This is a genomic window from Pseudoalteromonas sp. NCIMB 1079 (assembly GCF_040567695.1).
GTDB classification, from domain to species: Bacteria; Pseudomonadota; Gammaproteobacteria; order Enterobacterales; family Alteromonadaceae; genus Pseudoalteromonas; species Pseudoalteromonas distincta.
Genome location: NZ_JBEWZA010000001.1, coordinates 3,160,871 through 3,175,417, shown reverse-complemented (window position 1 = coordinate 3,175,417; position 14,547 = coordinate 3,160,871). Strand labels below are relative to the sequence as shown.

Below are 14,547 nucleotides of genomic sequence, written 5' to 3'. Positions count from 1 at the left end.
TTGCGCTTGATTCAGGTATTATTTGTACAACAAGGTTTTTAAGACATTAATTATGACCCAATTAAGTGCCAAACAGAACATTCAATCGATTGTTAAAGCTATTAAGGCAGAAGAAGCATTACTTCGTCAACAGCACCCATTACTTGCACATCAAAATACCTTAGGGTTAATTATTTTATTGCTATCATTTAGCGCGTTAATTGGTGTTGGTGCTTTATATTATTTAGCCCTAGTACCTGCTTGGGTATGTATAGTACTTGCGGCTATTGCTGCGTCTATTTCCCATGAGTTAGAGCACGACCTTATACATAAACAATACTTTAGCAATCAGCCTTTCATGCATAACTTTATGATGTTAGCAGTATGGTTAATGCGGCCAAATACTATTAGCCCATGGTACCGACGTAAAATGCATTTACACCATCACAAAACCTCAGGCACACAACAAGACCTAGAAGAACGCTTGGTGGGAAACGGTATTAAAAATCCATTTTTACGTGCGCTAGTTATTGTAGATGGGTTATTAGGGCTAATTATTTCTACTAAACGTTTTAGAAAAGAAATTAATGGCTTTAGTTTTTCGAGTGTTTTTAATGCGGGATTTCCGATAGCGACTGCGTATTTTGCTGTTTTATATAGCGTTATTGTATTTCATATCGTTGATTTATTTATACCACTTTCGCTAAATTCACCTAGTTGGTTGTTAAGTACAATGGATGTGTTTGAATTTTTAATGGTTGTGCTCATTGTGCCTAATATTATTCGCTCAAGCTCGCTTAATTTTGTTACCTCAAGCATGCATTACTATGGTGGCGTTAATAACATGCTTGAACAAACTCATGTGCTAACGAGTCGTTTATTCATGCCGTTTCACTTATTTTGTTTTAACTTTGGTAAAACGCATACCATCCATCATTTTGTGCCAAATCAGCCGTTTTATTTACGCCAAATGCTAAGTAAAAAAATACTTAAAGTAATGGCGCAGCACAACGTGCGCTTTAACGATTTTGACAGCATTAAAAATGCTAACGCGTATAAATAATTACCCCCAACATAAGGGGAGGTTCTGCATTGCTATTCTTATTATATAGTTTGAATAGCAATTATGTGCCAAGCCCATTACCCGTGAATTTACTCTACCCATCGCAACGTTTATTAAGCCCGACTGTCCGTGCGTTGGTGGACTATTTAGTGGCATTTTTAAATCAACAAAAGCAAAAGTGGTAGGCTTAATTAGCGCTAAACCTTTAAACTAAAAATAGATAAAACCAGTGAAAAGTGAAGTGGCCCTTCATAGTTGAGCATCTAGCTTAAATGGGATTGATTATTGTAGAGCCTTCAGTAATAGTGGTTATAGAGCAAACTAATTATGTTCTCAATAATACATAAGGGCTCGTGCTCATCAATATTATAAAACCAATAAATATAATAAGGACAAACAGGATGAAAAAATCACTAATTTCAATAGCGTTGGGCTTTGCTGCCCTTAGTGCGTTTAATGCCAATGCAAACATTGATCAGCAAGTTAAAAAGATAGAGCAGCAGGTTATTGATTGGCGACGTGATTTTCATCAAAACCCTGAGCTTGGAAATCGCGAAACCCGCACAGCAGGTATTGTCGCTAAGTACTTAAAGTCGCTGGGTATGGAAGTACAAACAGGGATTGCTTATACAGGTGTTGTGGGGCTATTAAAAGGCGCAAAGCCTGGCCCGACAGTAATGCTACGCGCAGATATGGACGTGCTGCCAGTTACTGAAAAAGCAGATGTTGATTTTAAATCAACTAAAACCACCAATTACCGTGGTGTAGATGTAGGCATAATGCATGCTTGTGGGCACGACACGCACGTGGCTATGCTAATGGGCGCTGCACAAGTGCTTGCAAACATGAAAGATGAGCTACACGGTAATATTATGTTTGTATTTCAGCCTGCAAAAGAAGGCGCACCTGAGGGGGAAGAGGGGGGGCTGAGTTAATGCTTAAAGAAGGCATATTTAAACAATACAAACCAGAGGCTGCTTTTGGGTTACACATAACATCTAGTTTGCACAGCGGTAAAATTGGCTATAGAAGTGGCCCTGCAATGGCCAGTGCAGACCGGTTTGAAATAACAGTACATGGCAAGCAGGCACACGGTTCTGCACCGTGGACTGGGGTTGACCCCATTGCCGCAGCTGCGCAAATAGTAACAGGCGTAAATCATATTGTTAGTCGCCAAATCAACATTACCAAAGAGCCTGCTATTGTCTCGTTTGGTAAGATAGCGGGTGGGGTACGTAATAATATTATTCCTGAAGAAGTCGAAATGGTAGGTACAATTCGTAATTTTGATATGGATAACCGAGCACAAATATTTGAAAAAATAAAAACCACAGCCACGCACATTGCTAAATCGTCAGGTGCTACTGCAGAGGTACACATTCACGAAGGTTATCCGGTAACGATTAATAACCCAAAGTTAACTGCGCAAATGTTACCTAGCCTTAAAAAAGCAGCAGGTAATGAAAACGTAGTTGAAATGGGAAAATAACCGGCGCAGAAGACTTTTCGTTTTACGCATTAGAAGTGCCGAGTGTATTTGTATTTTTAGGCGGCACACCAAGTGAGCAAGATTTAAATACAGTGGCTAGTAATCACTCACCTTATTTTTATGCCGACGAATCATCGTTTAAAGTAGGCACTAAGGCGCTTAGCCTGTTAGCTGTTGATTATTTGAACGCACATAAAAGATAGCTTAAACACACCACGTTACGCTATTAGCTTAACGTGGTATTGCTGTTTTATTTAAAACATCGGATCATGTTTTTAGCACTTGTTCAACGTTGAAAATCACTCTCAAAAATTAAAAATCTAACCGAACATACAAATGAACCGGCGAGCAGTTTTTTTATATTTTAAAAATAATGAATCGATATTTCCGGTCTTATATCTCGACTCAATCTTCATAAGCATTAAGGATTTAAATAATGGAAATTACTGGAAGCTGTTACTGTGGTGAAATTAAATACCAAGCAAAGTCTCAAAATAACAACGCACTTGTTTGCCATTGTAGCGATTGCCAACGTATGTCGAGCGGCCCATTTAGAGCAGTCATAATTGCAGAGCCAAATTCGGTCGTGTTTACCCAAAGTGAGCCAAAAGAGTTTGTTAAAACAGCGCAAAGTGGTAACAAGCGTGCGCAAGGTTTTTGTGGCACATGTGGTACAACACTTTATGCAACTAACGAAGCTAAAGCTGACCGTGTATATGGCTTGCGTATTGGTGCGGTTGATCAGCGTGATCAGTTTACGCCAACAGCACAAATTTGGGCTAAATCAACATTGAGCTGGTTGAGCGGCTTACACGAAGTACCTGCGTTTGATACAACCCCACAAAACTAGTTAGTTGGGGTTATCAGTATTACTTTTTAGTAAGCGGTTTGAAATTTATTAAACCAAATAACTGTCTACTTATAAGTCAGTCATTTGGAGAATAATATGTGTAGTTCACCTAAAAGCAGCCGAGCAGTGAAAAAAACAGCCATTAGTTTTAATGATGAGCTTACTCAAGAGCAGCGCTTGCGTTTTGCTGCAAAAGATAATTTAGCACAAGAGCGCCGTGAACAGCGCGAAGTAACGAATAAACGCTATGAGCAAAAGCACGCGAGTAGTAAACCTTCGTCTGGTTTATTTTCGTGGTTACAGCAGCTAGTTAGCTGATTTAGCTAAAGTGGTGTTTTTACCACAGCCCAAACCACATAAAGCACACAGTACTCCGGCAATAGCGCACAACCACAATGGCGCACTCCAACTTCCCGTAGTCGTGTGTAATGCACCAGCTAGCATAGGACCAATAGCCGCGAGCAAATAACCTACGCTTTGCGACATACCTGAAAGCGACGCTGCTTGTTGCGAATCGTCAGTTCGTAAACTAATAAACGACAGCCCCAATATAAAACATGCCCCAGAGCAAAAGCCCAGCATTAGGGTCCAAACAAAAGCAAAGCTAGGCATGTAAAGCAGTCCCAATGCACTGAGTGCACTCAACATGGCTAAAATAAAGCTAAGCGCGCTTTGATCTTTTAATTTGGCAAGTAACGGAATTAATATTAAACCCGGTAATGCAGTCGCTATTTGAAAAGCACCATGATAAGCACCTGCTTGGGTAGCTGAGTGACCGGTTTCGGTTAATATGCTTGGTAACCACGTAATAATTATATAATTTAAAAATGAGTTTAAACCCAGCAGTAGGGTAATTTGCCATGCTAGTAAATAACGCCAAACACTTTTTGACGTGTTAGCGTGTTGAGCAATACTCGCGGGTTTTGTGTGCTTACTTAATTGCGACATCCATACAATAATACTCGCCAGAGTAATAATGGCTGATGAGCCCAGCGCAAGTTGCCAGCCTAATCCGTTTAACTGACTCAGCGGAAATACCAAAGTAGAAAACCCACCCGATACCACGCCCATAGTAAGCACGTAGGCTGAGGTCATTAACGCAACCTTTGCAGGGAAGTCACGCTTAATTAAACTTGGTAATAATACGTTTGCAATGGCAATACCCACACCAATAATAGCGGTGCCCACAAAAAGCATGGCTGAGGTATTTATTACCCGCGCTGCAACCCCTGCAAGTATAAATAACAAAGCTACAAACAAGGTGCGCTCTAACCCTTGCTTTTTAGCAAGAGTTGCGGCCATTGGCGATACAACCGCAAAGGCAATGAGTGGCAATGTTGTTAAAAAACCAGCTTGCGATGCGCTAAGCCCAAAGTGATTAATAATTTGTTCAAGCACAGGTGCAATACCTGTAAATGTGGCGCGTAAATTCGCGGCAATAAGTAATATGCCAAGCACAAGTAATATGCCAGCAAAGCGTGATTTAGGTGTGTTATTTAACAAAAGGGAAGACCATTAAAGCTAATACTTAATGGGCGCTAGTATAAAGGCTTAGCAAAAACTATAATTTAGAGATAATGACATTAAATAACTAAAAACAGACAAAACTATGTTTGATGCAATTGGCTGGGACGACATTAAAAATTTTGAAACTATGGCGCAGCCCATAATAGCCAAAATAGAGCATGCCCATGCAAGTCACGAAATACCACTGCATACCCATCCAAAAGGGCAATTAATTTTAGCGCTACATGGTTATGTAACGTGTGAAGTGTCGGCAAAAATGTGGATGGTGCCTACGCACAGTGCAATTTGGATCCCAGCACAAAAGGTGCATAGTAATAGGGCGTCTGATAACGCGCAGCTTTGTCATTTATTTATTGATAGTAGTAAAAACGGTATGCCGCTAAATACCTGTACTTTAGCTATTACGCCGCTGGTTAAAGAGCTAATGTGTGAGTTGGCTGGGCATAATCAGCACTATACTTTAAATAGTAAAACAGCGCGTTTAGCGCAGGTGTTATTTGATCAACTTATTGAAATGCCCGTACAACCACTTGATTTTGTATTATCTAAAAACGAGGTAATTCAAACCATGAGCGATCAGCTTATAAATATGCCAAACAACCGAAAAACACTACCACAATGGGCTAAGCAGTTTGCATTAACTGAGCGCACATTAGCGCGGTTAATTAAAAAAGAAACAGGCATGACATTTGGAAAATGGCGTACGCAATTGCATATAATTACAGCCTTAAAAGCGCTTTCTGATAAGCAAAGTGTGCAGCAGGTGTCGGAGTTATTAGGGTATGAGTCGGTGAGTGCTTTTATTACTATGTTTAAAAAGGTAATGAAAAAGTCGCCCATGAAATACATGAGCGACTTAAATCAGCTTAGCCCTTAAATAAGCACTACCACGTGTAAGTTGCCGAAAGCATCGCGTTACGAGGCCTACCCGGGAAGTATCTGTCACCGGTGAAACTGGTGTAATCGGCGCGCTCCGCATAAGCCTCATCAGTTAAGTTAATAATGCGGGCAAGCACTTCAAGGTGATTAGTAACTTGCCACTGAGCGCGCAAGCTTAAAACATCATGCCCTTGGTATTTATTTAAGTTTTCTGGGTCGGTGTAGTAGTTACCAACGCGGTGCCACTGCAAAGCAAATTGCGCGTTGTTTAATGCCTGCCATGTTAAATCGAGATTAGCAATATTACGCGGCGCGGTATCTATGTCGTTGCCGTTTATATTTAAACCGTTAAGTATTTGGTTGTTAGTATAAGTATGCTTTGCGTGTGTGCCTGCAAAGTTAAGTGCAAGCGACTTAGTGAGCTGGTAGTCAAGCTCAAGCTCAATACCACGATGGCGAGAGCTGCCATTATTTACCGTAAAAAAGTCACTATCGCGGTAAATCGTATTGTGTTTACTCATAGCGTAAACCGACACGCCATAACGTAGTTTTTCGTAAATCCCTTTAATACCAAGCTCTGCGTTATTTGCTATTTCGGCGCTTAAATTTGCAGTAGTTTGCTCGCGTTGTAATTGGTATAGCTCAGCCGCTTGTGGCGCTCTGTAACCACGAGAAAAGTTCGCATAAAGCGTGTTATTTGTATTGTACTGATAACTAACCCCAAGCTTTGGCGATAGATTACTAAAACTATTTTTAGCACTCGCTGGGCGGCTGTATCGGCAGCCACCAAAGCCGCATTCTGTGCCATCGTCTTTTGTTCTACCTGCTAGCATATTATTGGTGTAGTCGTACTGCATATGCTCGTAGCGCACACCTGCTGTAAGTAACCATTTATTTAATTGCCAATCAAGCGATGCAAAAGGGGCATAAAGCGTGGCGTTTACATCGTAATCGTAATGCTTACCTTGGGGTACTGTAGCCACTAAAAATGCAGAACCTTGAGTGGGCTCATTTTGACTTTGAGTAAAGTCGGCTTGCGTGTATTCGCCATCAAGCCCGAGGTTTACTTTTACATTGCTTTGTAAATTATGTTGATAAAGCGATTGTATGCCAAAACCAGTTTGACTGTTTGTTTCAAGCGGTGTGCCGGGTAAAAAGTGCTTAAAAAAGTCCATGCTTTGGTCGCGAAAATATAACGTAGTAGAGAGCACATCATCGTTATTTAATTGCCATGTTGCATTGCTCCATGCTCTAAATGCGCGTGCTTTTCTAAATGCGTCAGGGTCAAAGTTTTTTTGCGCTAGGTCTTCGTTTTTATAGCTTTCAAAGCCCGTAATAAATCCCGCAGTTTGCTGATCAAGATTTGTGTAAGTAAGCCCAGAGGTAAGTAATAAATTATTATTTGAATAGCGATGGCGAATATTTACTTTTTGTTGCTCTACGCTTTCGTCGTCGCGGTAACCGCTATCGTCGGTAACACTTGCGTTAATGCCTATACCGCTGTTGCCGTAATCTTGCCCTGCGCGTAATTTGTAGCGAGTATAACCGTACGAGCCATAATCTAAACCAACTAAGCCACCGCCTTGTGTGGTGTCGGGCGTTATTACATTAATAACACCATGCACGGCGTTTGAGCCATAAAGTCCAGAGCCAGGGCCTTTTAGCACTTCAATGCGCTGCGCCATTTCGCTGTGCGCCTCAAATAGCTCGTTTATGTTACAAAACCCAGCGGCTCTCAGTGATATGCCATCCTCCAAAGTCAATATGCCACCACAAGCGCCAGCGCCCGAAAGTACGGGGGAGCGAAGTGCGGGTAAATACTCTTGGCCATTTCCGCGTTGAATATTAGCTCCTGCTACACGTTGCAGGGCTTCTTCAATATGGGTAGGCGCTATGCTGTTTAGCTGCGCTTCGCTGAGTGTACTTATTGATAAAGGGAGTGGGGTAGATAGCGCTTCAATACGTGATGCCGTAGTTGTTATGGTTTCTATTGCATCGTTGTTTTTATTATCGGCAAACGCAGTGTGGCTAAAGGGTAATATCAGCGGCAAAAAATAAGGTTTCATACATTCCTTGAAAGTAATCTATATTGCATTGCCTCTATAATATGCGGTTTTAATATGCATTTAAACTTGTTGCGTTAAAGCGTACGTAACCTGTAAACCCGATACGTAATTGATAAAACAAAACAAGCCACAGCAGGAAACACTAAAGCTAGCACTAAGTAATGCTTAAATAAAACGTAGCCGGTTATACCGCCTAGTAAAAAGCCTGCAATAATGAGTAAAAACATAACGCCTTTACGGGTATCAAATTGCTCATCTTTAAGCGCTTTACCTAGCATTAAACCAAGGTCAGTAAAAATACCGGTTAAATGTGTCGTACGTATAACAGCACCACTGTAATTAGTTGCTAGCGCATTTTGTAACCCACACGCAGCAGACGTTAATACAATGCCGTAAACGAATGTGTTTTTGAGTAAATAAGCACTCGCAAGTAGCAGCAATCCTTCAATAAAAAGCAAAGTGTCGTAATGACGACCAAGTTTTAATGAGCCACCAGAGAGCAAAAAGCCCGACAGTGCCGAACCCAACATAAAGCTAACAATTATTGAAAGTAACAATAAGGCAGTACTAGGATTAGTTATTGCTTTAATACCAAGTAAAGTAACAGAGCCAGATACATGCGAAATAGCCTGGTGCTCAAATCCTAATAAGCCTACAGCGTTTACTATGCCCGCTATAAATGCGAGCGTAAACGCGCCATATTCAACCCACTTTGGTAGTTTTGTAAACATTGGTTATCTCTTAACGTGTACAGTGTTAATTATTGAGTTTGTGCTTTAAAACGCTTTATTTGCTCATCAACTAATTTTGTATCTATTACGCCACGCTTAAAAGCAATGTAAGTAGGAAACGTAAACTCATTGAGCTGCCTAGCGGATACGTTTTTATATTCCTTTGAGTACCACAAACCCGCTTGATAGTTAGTTATTGCGTATTCAACGCGATTTTTTTCTAGCAGCTCAAAAGTGTCTTTAGTTGAAAGTGAACGAAGCAGATTATTCTCATCAAGGTTATACTTTTTAGCAATAACCTCAGGCACAGGAACGCCGCGCAGCATTGCTATTGGGGTATTTGATAAATCGTCAGTGAGCAATTTATCTTTGTTTAAAGCAAATAAACCATACTTAGTAGTATGCAAGGGCACGCTTGTAAAATCTAAATACTCTGCTCGCTCTTTTGTATTGGCCAAAGAGAAATAGCAGTCGTAGTAGCCCAGCGCCATTTCTTTTTTAACGCGCGCCCATGGCAGATGAATTACGTCAATTTTAAGATTTAAATTACGCTCAATAAAGGTTAAGTATTCAATATCTAAACCTGTGAACGTTTCGCTTTTCTCATCAAATATAGTAAAAGGCGGGTAGTGAGTTGTTACGCAGCGCAGGGCTTTACTTGGCGCTGCAAGTAATAATGAAGGTAAAGTTAAAGCTAAAAACAGAAATATTGCGCGCATAAATAAAAATTCGATATCTTTTAAAATACATAAATTGAACGCCAATTATACAGTTACTGAGCTTAATTGCATTGATCTAAGTATTTTTACCTAGCGTATAAGTTAAATTTTGTGAGATATACCATGTTTAACGCAGAGCAGCAGTCACGCATTATCGAAATGGCGTGGGAAGATAGAACCCCTTTTGAGGCAATAGAGCAGTTATACGGATTAAAATACCCGCAGCTGGTGGTATTTATGCGCGAACATATTTCAAAAGGCAGTTTTAAAGTGTGGCGTAAACGCCATGCTGGTCGTAAAACAAAACACTTAAAATTACGCGATCCCGCTATTATGCGAAGCCACTGTAAAACACAATATAAACAACGTTAAATAAGTGTAAGCTGTTTCATATGATGTTCAGCCGTGTTTGTTAACCTTTAGCTATTAATTACGCTAGAGATTATTTATGAGAGCACTAACATACACAGCACTAATAGCATTGGCTTTATGTTCAATAAGCGCAGATGCGAAACCGCATAAAGATAAGCATGGTCATAAACACGGCCATAATAAGCATCATTCACATAAACACAACGACAATGACTACCTTTCTAAAAAAGAGGCTAAGCAGCTAATTCGCGCAGGTTGGACGCCACCAGGGCTAAGTAAAAGCTACCACCGAGGCGACTATTTAGATCGTGATTTATACAAACGAGGTAGAGTGATTGAACGCTCTAGAGATAATGGTACAGTGAGTATTGAAATAGACCGTACAGTTATTCACATGGTGCACGACACCCGAGAAATACTTTCAATTTTAAGTCGCTAAACTAACTTTATAAGGATATTAAAATGCTCATTGCGCTGGCTATAATTATTGGCTTTTTTTTACTGGTTACCTTGTTGCCTATGTCGTACAGCCAGCATTACTTAGTGCGTAGCTGCGACTTTGTGCGCTTACAGGTATTTTATATTGCCAGTTTTGTAGCCGTTACATCGTTGTTTTTATTATGGCAAAGTAGCGCAATAGGTTATGTATTTATAGCCTTAACCTCATTACTTATAATGATTTTACAAGGTAAATGGATTTACCCGTATACGTGGCTTGCTAAAAAAGAAGTGCAAAGCGCACCAAAGCATATAGACCACAGCGTACGAATTATGTCGGCAAATGTACTGATGTCGAACCATAAAAGTGAGCAGCTAATTAGCCTTGTAGATGAGCACCAACCCGACCTGCTCATTACGCTTGAAAGCGATAGCTGGTGGGAAAATAAATTATCAGTCATTAAAAAAAATTACCCGTATTACATAGAATGCCCTAAAGACAATCGTTATGGCATGCACTTATACAGCAAGTTTAAAATACTCGATGCACAAATATGTGAGCTAATAGAAGAAGATATTCCTTCAATTCATATTCTGTTTGAAAATGATGAAGGCCTGCAAATGCAAGGTCACTTTATTCACCCCGCACCACCAAGCCCGACAGAGGAAGACTCATCACGTCCTCGCGACTCTGAGCTAATAATGGTGGCTAAAGCACTTAAAAACCCTACACGGCCTACTATAGTTGCCGGAGATTTAAACGACGTAGCATGGTCGCGCAGCACTCGTTTGTTTATGCAAATAAGTGGCTTTTTAGACCCTCGAAAAGGCCGTGGTTTTTATAACACCTTTCATGCAAGTTACTTTTTTATGCGTTGGCCGCTCGATCACTTATTTCACAGCGAAGGCTTTAAAGTAAAGCGTATTAAGCGCTTAGCTAAGTATGGCTCTGATCACTTTGCGCTACTCACTGAGCTTTCTTTTGAGAACGCTAATCAGGAGTCACTAGAAGATAAACCCGAAGATCTAAAGCAAGAAGAAATCCAAGAGCTTGCTATGAATAAGGCAGACAAGCGAAAAGTGCCGAGATTTGAGGAAAAGTTATAGCTATTAGGTAGTGTAGGTCGGATAGGTGGCGAAGCCACGCCATCCGACAAAAATAATGAATTGGCTAGCAACAAAACGACTACCAAGTTTATATTGTCGAGTGGCTAGAAAGTGCCAATTGCGGACACTCATAACCTTAGTCACTTGTATGGTTGTATTTTATAGGAAGTGTAAGATTAACCTCCCAATTGAGTTCACTAAATCTCGGCTATAACTTGCTAGCCATTTATTGGACTCATTATCAAAATGTGAATCACTAAAACCATTTCTTGAGTTGCCAATGGCACTTGTAAGCGTTGATATGCTTGTAACCATATTCTGAGGAAATGGACCAATCGCATTTAGTTTTACAGTGATATCATCTCGCACAACTTTTGATAAAGGAATTAATTCACTTAAGTGAGAGCTTTGCGGTAAATGCTTGTGCACATAAGCTTTATATAAACCCTCTAGGCACGTATACGATAATGTCATCGAGTGATTATAATTTTTCTGGTCAATAACACTATCTATTTTTTTTAGGAGGGTATTTAACTTTTCAGAATTCCAGTTATCTTGAGGCAACACCGCTTGAGGCACAGGATTACCATAACCAAAAAGATATGATTTGAGCTCATCAGTTTCAATAGGGAAATGAGGAGAAATAATATCTATAAACGTTCTAAATACCTCTAATCTAACAGAGTCATCTAAACCGTCTAAAATATCCCAATAAAAGTCTTTTCTAGAAGTACTGAGACCTCGATTGTTTCTTTCTTTGATATATAGAGAATAACCAGGCTGTCCTTGGTCATACTGCTGAATAACTTTAATGAAGTCACCACCACTATGATACGCAGGTGTGTCTTTTTTATCTAAAAGTAAGAAAAGCCGACTAAATGCGGCGAGCCAATTCATGATGATACATCCTTATACAACTAACAGCTTATTGAACACCATTTTGGTGGTTTATAACACACCAAAATGGCGTATATTAAATACCATGATAATTTCACCAATAATTACCTTTGTAAACAAGTAATTAAAACAGCTAGGAATTAAGGATCTTATTTTGCCCCAAAGCGGCGTTTAATAATGTTATTGGACAAAATTAGATTTCTACTCGAAACACAGGAATAAATTTAACTTTTTTCAGTGTCCGGTTATCACTCATTGTTGCCTGTCAGGTTAAGTCTAGTGAAATAGATTGCATTGCATAATTAAAGTTTTTATATTGTTCGGCAATATTTTATTTGGTGCTAATAAAGCACTACGTGCAAAGGAAAGCATGTGAATTATAAAAAAATGTACTACCCAGTTAAGGCGCTTGCTGTTTTATCTTTAGTTGCTGTTGCTATTAAGTACTGGATGCCAACTGAAATTGGCTTTGCGTTTATGCTGTTGCCTTATTTGCTTCTATATTTTTTAGCTAACACTAAAAACTATAAAAATAAACGGCTCATTTTTATTAGAATTATAGCTGCATTATGTACTATTACTTTAGCGCCAGTACTTGTCTTTGGTATTGAACCTGACCCTCAGGCTGGGATTGGTATTATGTTTTTGCTGATAATGCAGCTAGCTGCAATTAGTGCCTCTGAATTTATTATATTATTCTTTTATGTTGATAATGATTAAAAAGTAAACTGCTCATTTACAGTTATTACTGTGTAGTTACTTTGCGGTTTGAACTTAGTAGAGACTAAGCTCTTCTTTAATCTAATTTTAAAGTTAAAAAACCTAAAAGCGGTTACCCACTTTTAGGTTTTCTAATGTATTAGTATTTAAAGCTAAATTAGCTATTGATCATAATACATTTGATATTCACAAATTCGCGCATACCAAAGCCGCCGTGCTCTCGGCCGTAGCCACTTTCCTTAACACCACCAAACGGTAGGTTAGGTTGTGCTAAACCGTAGCCGTTAATATTGATCATGCCTGTGTCAAAGTACTTTTTAGCAAGCTCAATGGCTTTTTTCTCATCTTTAGAGAAAATACCGCCGCCTAAACCGTAGCGAGAGTCGTTAGCGATGCGCATTGCATCGTCGTTGTCTTTGGCTTTAATAAGTGAAGCTACTGGGCCAAATAATTCGTCGTCATAGGCTGGCATACCAGGGGCTAAGTTATCTAGTAGAGTAGGTGGGTAGTAATAGCCTGTTTGCGAAGGTATTTCGCCGCCCGTTACTATGTTTGCACCTGCTTTAACTGATTCCATTACTTGGTCGTGAATGCCGTCGCGTAAATCTTCACGAGCCATTGGGCCTAAGTCTGTATCGTCAGCCATTGGGTCGCCCATTTTCATGGCTTCAAATTGCTCTTTAATTTGCGCTTTAAAGTCATCGTAAAGTGACTCTACAACAACAAAACGTTTAGCTGAAACACACGTTTCACCGTTATTGATCATGCGCCCGGTTACACAGGTTTTAACTGCAAGCTCTAGGTCTGCGTCATTAAGTACTAAGTAAGCGTCGTTACTACCAAGCTCTAACACTGTTTTCTTAACGTGTTTACCTGCTTCTTCTGCTACTTTTTTACCTGTCGCATCACTACCGGTAAAGGTTACGCCGCTAATTGCTTTGTGCGAAATTAAAGAACTGGCTGTTTTGCCGTCGATAAGTAGATTGTTAAAGCAATACTCTGGGAAACCAGCTTGTTTAAATAGCTCTTCTATTTTTTCAGCCATGCCAAATACATTACCAGCATGTTTTAATACGGTTGTGTTACCCGCCATGATGTTAGCTGCACTGTAGCGAATTACCTGATAAAGCGGAAAGTTCCACGGTTGAATACCTAATAATACACCTGTTGGTTGGTAGCTGATAATTGCGCGGCCGCCGTCCATATCACGTTCTTCGTCAGCAAGTACTTCTGGGCCTTGTTCGGCTGTATAACGACAAATTCCTGCACATAGTTCAACTTCTTGAAAGCCTTGCTCGTAAACTTTACCCATTTCTTCGGTCATGAGTTTTGCAATAGCTTCTTTTTGATCTTCAAAGAGTGAGGCTAACTTATTAAGGTATTTTGCACGTTCAGTGAATGACGTTAATCGCCATTTTAAATATGTTTCGTGAGATTTTTCGATTACCTGTTCTGCTTCCTTTTGAGAAAGTAGTGTATAGGTTTCAATGGTTTGCTCAGTTGCGGGATTAATCGTTTTAACTGTGTTACTCATTTCTATCTCCTTACAAATTATGTATAGGTAATATTGCAAACCGAACGCCAACTATTTAAAGATATAAAATTAAACTGAACCTATTGTTATTTGTTGGTTTTTGTTTTTTATTTGTGAGTGTGCTGATTTTTTATTTAGTTAGTTTTCTGATATGTTCTGTAAATAATGCAAGTTGC

Annotated in this window: 14 protein-coding genes and 1 pseudogene; 9 read left to right on the top strand and 6 right to left on the bottom strand. The window is 39.7% G+C overall.

The features are described from left to right. Positions 1-52 precede the first annotated feature (52 nt). From ABX891_RS14775 to ABX891_RS14760, 4 genes and pseudogenes are all read left to right on the top strand, one after another. The gene (locus tag ABX891_RS14775; RefSeq protein WP_024595442.1) at positions 53-1,042 is read left to right on the top strand and encodes a fatty acid desaturase; all 990 of its coding nucleotides are present in this window, start codon (positions 53-55) and stop codon (positions 1,040-1,042) included. Positions 1,043-1,443: 401 nt separating this feature from the next. Continuing rightward, positions 1,444-2,734, top strand: a pseudogene (locus ABX891_RS14770) (amidohydrolase). 233 nt (positions 2,735-2,967) lie between these two features. Continuing rightward, a complete protein-coding gene (locus ABX891_RS14765) occupies positions 2,968-3,381 on the top strand; it encodes a GFA family protein (protein ID WP_024595443.1) in 414 nt (137 codons plus the stop codon). Between the two features lie 96 nt (positions 3,382-3,477). Further along, positions 3,478-3,699: a hypothetical protein gene (locus tag ABX891_RS14760; protein ID WP_024595444.1), complete on the top strand. Its 222-nt coding sequence runs from the start codon at positions 3,478-3,480 to the stop codon at positions 3,697-3,699. Here the strand turns inward: ABX891_RS14760 and ABX891_RS14755 are convergent. Then, a complete protein-coding gene (locus tag ABX891_RS14755) occupies positions 3,688-4,884 on the bottom strand; it encodes an MFS transporter (protein WP_024595445.1) in 1,197 nt (398 codons plus the stop codon). The genes ABX891_RS14760 and ABX891_RS14755 overlap by 12 nt on opposite strands. Positions 4,885-4,990: 106 nt before the next feature. On the opposite strand from ABX891_RS14755, the gene ABX891_RS14750 reads away from it, so the two are divergent. Next, positions 4,991-5,785 carry an AraC family transcriptional regulator gene (locus tag ABX891_RS14750; protein ID WP_024595446.1) on the top strand — a complete coding sequence of 265 codons (795 nt, stop codon included), beginning with the start codon at positions 4,991-4,993 and terminating at the stop codon, positions 5,783-5,785. Positions 5,786-5,792: 7 nt separating this feature from the next. On the opposite strand, the gene ABX891_RS14745 is transcribed toward ABX891_RS14750, so the two are convergent. The 3 genes from ABX891_RS14745 to ABX891_RS14735 form a co-directional block, all read right to left on the bottom strand. Further along, positions 5,793-7,853, bottom strand: a complete 2,061-nt coding sequence (locus ABX891_RS14745; protein WP_350587568.1) for a TonB-dependent receptor — start codon at positions 7,851-7,853, stop codon at positions 5,793-5,795. A 74-nt stretch (positions 7,854-7,927) separates the two neighbouring features. Then, on the bottom strand, positions 7,928-8,584 hold the full coding sequence (locus ABX891_RS14740) for a YoaK family protein (protein ID WP_024595122.1): 657 nt from the start codon (positions 8,582-8,584) through the stop codon (positions 7,928-7,930). 29 nt (positions 8,585-8,613) lie between these two features. Continuing rightward, positions 8,614-9,303 (bottom strand): substrate-binding periplasmic protein, encoded by a 690-nt coding sequence (locus ABX891_RS14735; RefSeq protein WP_024595123.1) that lies wholly within the window; start codon positions 9,301-9,303, stop codon positions 8,614-8,616. Positions 9,304-9,426: 123 nt separating this feature from the next. Between ABX891_RS14735 and ABX891_RS14730 the strand changes: the two genes are divergently transcribed. The 3 genes from ABX891_RS14730 (at position 9,427) to ABX891_RS14720 (ending at position 11,220) form a co-directional block, all read left to right on the top strand. Then, the gene (locus ABX891_RS14730) at positions 9,427-9,675 is read left to right on the top strand and encodes a TIGR03643 family protein (RefSeq protein WP_024595124.1); all 249 of its coding nucleotides are present in this window, start codon (positions 9,427-9,429) and stop codon (positions 9,673-9,675) included. Positions 9,676-9,751: 76 nt separating this feature from the next. Beyond that, on the top strand, positions 9,752-10,114 hold the full coding sequence (locus ABX891_RS14725; protein WP_024595125.1) for a hypothetical protein: 363 nt from the start codon (positions 9,752-9,754) through the stop codon (positions 10,112-10,114). A 23-nt stretch (positions 10,115-10,137) separates the two neighbouring features. Beyond that, positions 10,138-11,220, top strand: a complete 1,083-nt coding sequence (locus ABX891_RS14720) for an endonuclease/exonuclease/phosphatase family protein (protein WP_024595126.1) — start codon at positions 10,138-10,140, stop codon at positions 11,218-11,220. Positions 11,221-11,379: 159 nt separating this feature from the next. On the opposite strand, the gene ABX891_RS14715 is transcribed toward ABX891_RS14720, so the two are convergent. After that, entirely contained in the window at positions 11,380-12,117 is a 738-nt protein-coding gene (locus tag ABX891_RS14715; protein WP_024594862.1) for a hypothetical protein, read from the bottom strand. Between the two features lie 372 nt (positions 12,118-12,489). Here ABX891_RS14715 and ABX891_RS14710 point away from each other — a divergent pair, with 372 nt between their 5' ends. Continuing rightward, positions 12,490-12,837 (top strand): hypothetical protein, encoded by a 348-nt coding sequence (locus ABX891_RS14710; protein WP_024594863.1) that lies wholly within the window; start codon positions 12,490-12,492, stop codon positions 12,835-12,837. Positions 12,838-12,994: 157 nt separating this feature from the next. On the opposite strand, the gene ABX891_RS14705 is transcribed toward ABX891_RS14710, so the two are convergent. Further along, a complete protein-coding gene (locus tag ABX891_RS14705; RefSeq protein WP_350587567.1) occupies positions 12,995-14,371 on the bottom strand; it encodes an NAD-dependent succinate-semialdehyde dehydrogenase in 1,377 nt (458 codons plus the stop codon). Positions 14,372-14,547 lie beyond the last annotated feature (176 nt).

What these genes read in the sequence shown, in the direction of transcription:
- ABX891_RS14775 (WP_024595442.1), top strand. Translation starts at nt 53, where the DNA reads ATGACCCAATTAAGTGCCAAACAGAACATTCAATCGATTGTTAAAGCT.
- ABX891_RS14765 (WP_024595443.1), top strand. Translation starts at nt 2,968, where the DNA reads ATGGAAATTACTGGAAGCTGTTACTGTGGTGAAATTAAATACCAAGCA.
- ABX891_RS14760 (WP_024595444.1), top strand. Translation starts at nt 3,478, where the DNA reads ATGTGTAGTTCACCTAAAAGCAGCCGAGCAGTGAAAAAAACAGCCATT.
- ABX891_RS14750 (WP_024595446.1), top strand. Translation starts at nt 4,991, where the DNA reads ATGTTTGATGCAATTGGCTGGGACGACATTAAAAATTTTGAAACTATG.
- ABX891_RS14745 (WP_350587568.1), bottom strand. Translation starts at nt 7,853, where the DNA reads ATGAAACCTTATTTTTTGCCGCTGATATTACCCTTTAGCCACACTGCG.
- ABX891_RS14740 (WP_024595122.1), bottom strand. Translation starts at nt 8,584, where the DNA reads ATGTTTACAAAACTACCAAAGTGGGTTGAATATGGCGCGTTTACGCTC.
- ABX891_RS14735 (WP_024595123.1), bottom strand. Translation starts at nt 9,303, where the DNA reads ATGCGCGCAATATTTCTGTTTTTAGCTTTAACTTTACCTTCATTATTA.
- ABX891_RS14730 (WP_024595124.1), top strand. Translation starts at nt 9,427, where the DNA reads ATGTTTAACGCAGAGCAGCAGTCACGCATTATCGAAATGGCGTGGGAA.
- ABX891_RS14725 (WP_024595125.1), top strand. Translation starts at nt 9,752, where the DNA reads ATGAGAGCACTAACATACACAGCACTAATAGCATTGGCTTTATGTTCA.
- ABX891_RS14720 (WP_024595126.1), top strand. Translation starts at nt 10,138, where the DNA reads ATGCTCATTGCGCTGGCTATAATTATTGGCTTTTTTTTACTGGTTACC.
- ABX891_RS14715 (WP_024594862.1), bottom strand. Translation starts at nt 12,117, where the DNA reads ATGAATTGGCTCGCCGCATTTAGTCGGCTTTTCTTACTTTTAGATAAA.
- ABX891_RS14705 (WP_350587567.1), bottom strand. Translation starts at nt 14,371, where the DNA reads ATGAGTAACACAGTTAAAACGATTAATCCCGCAACTGAGCAAACCATT.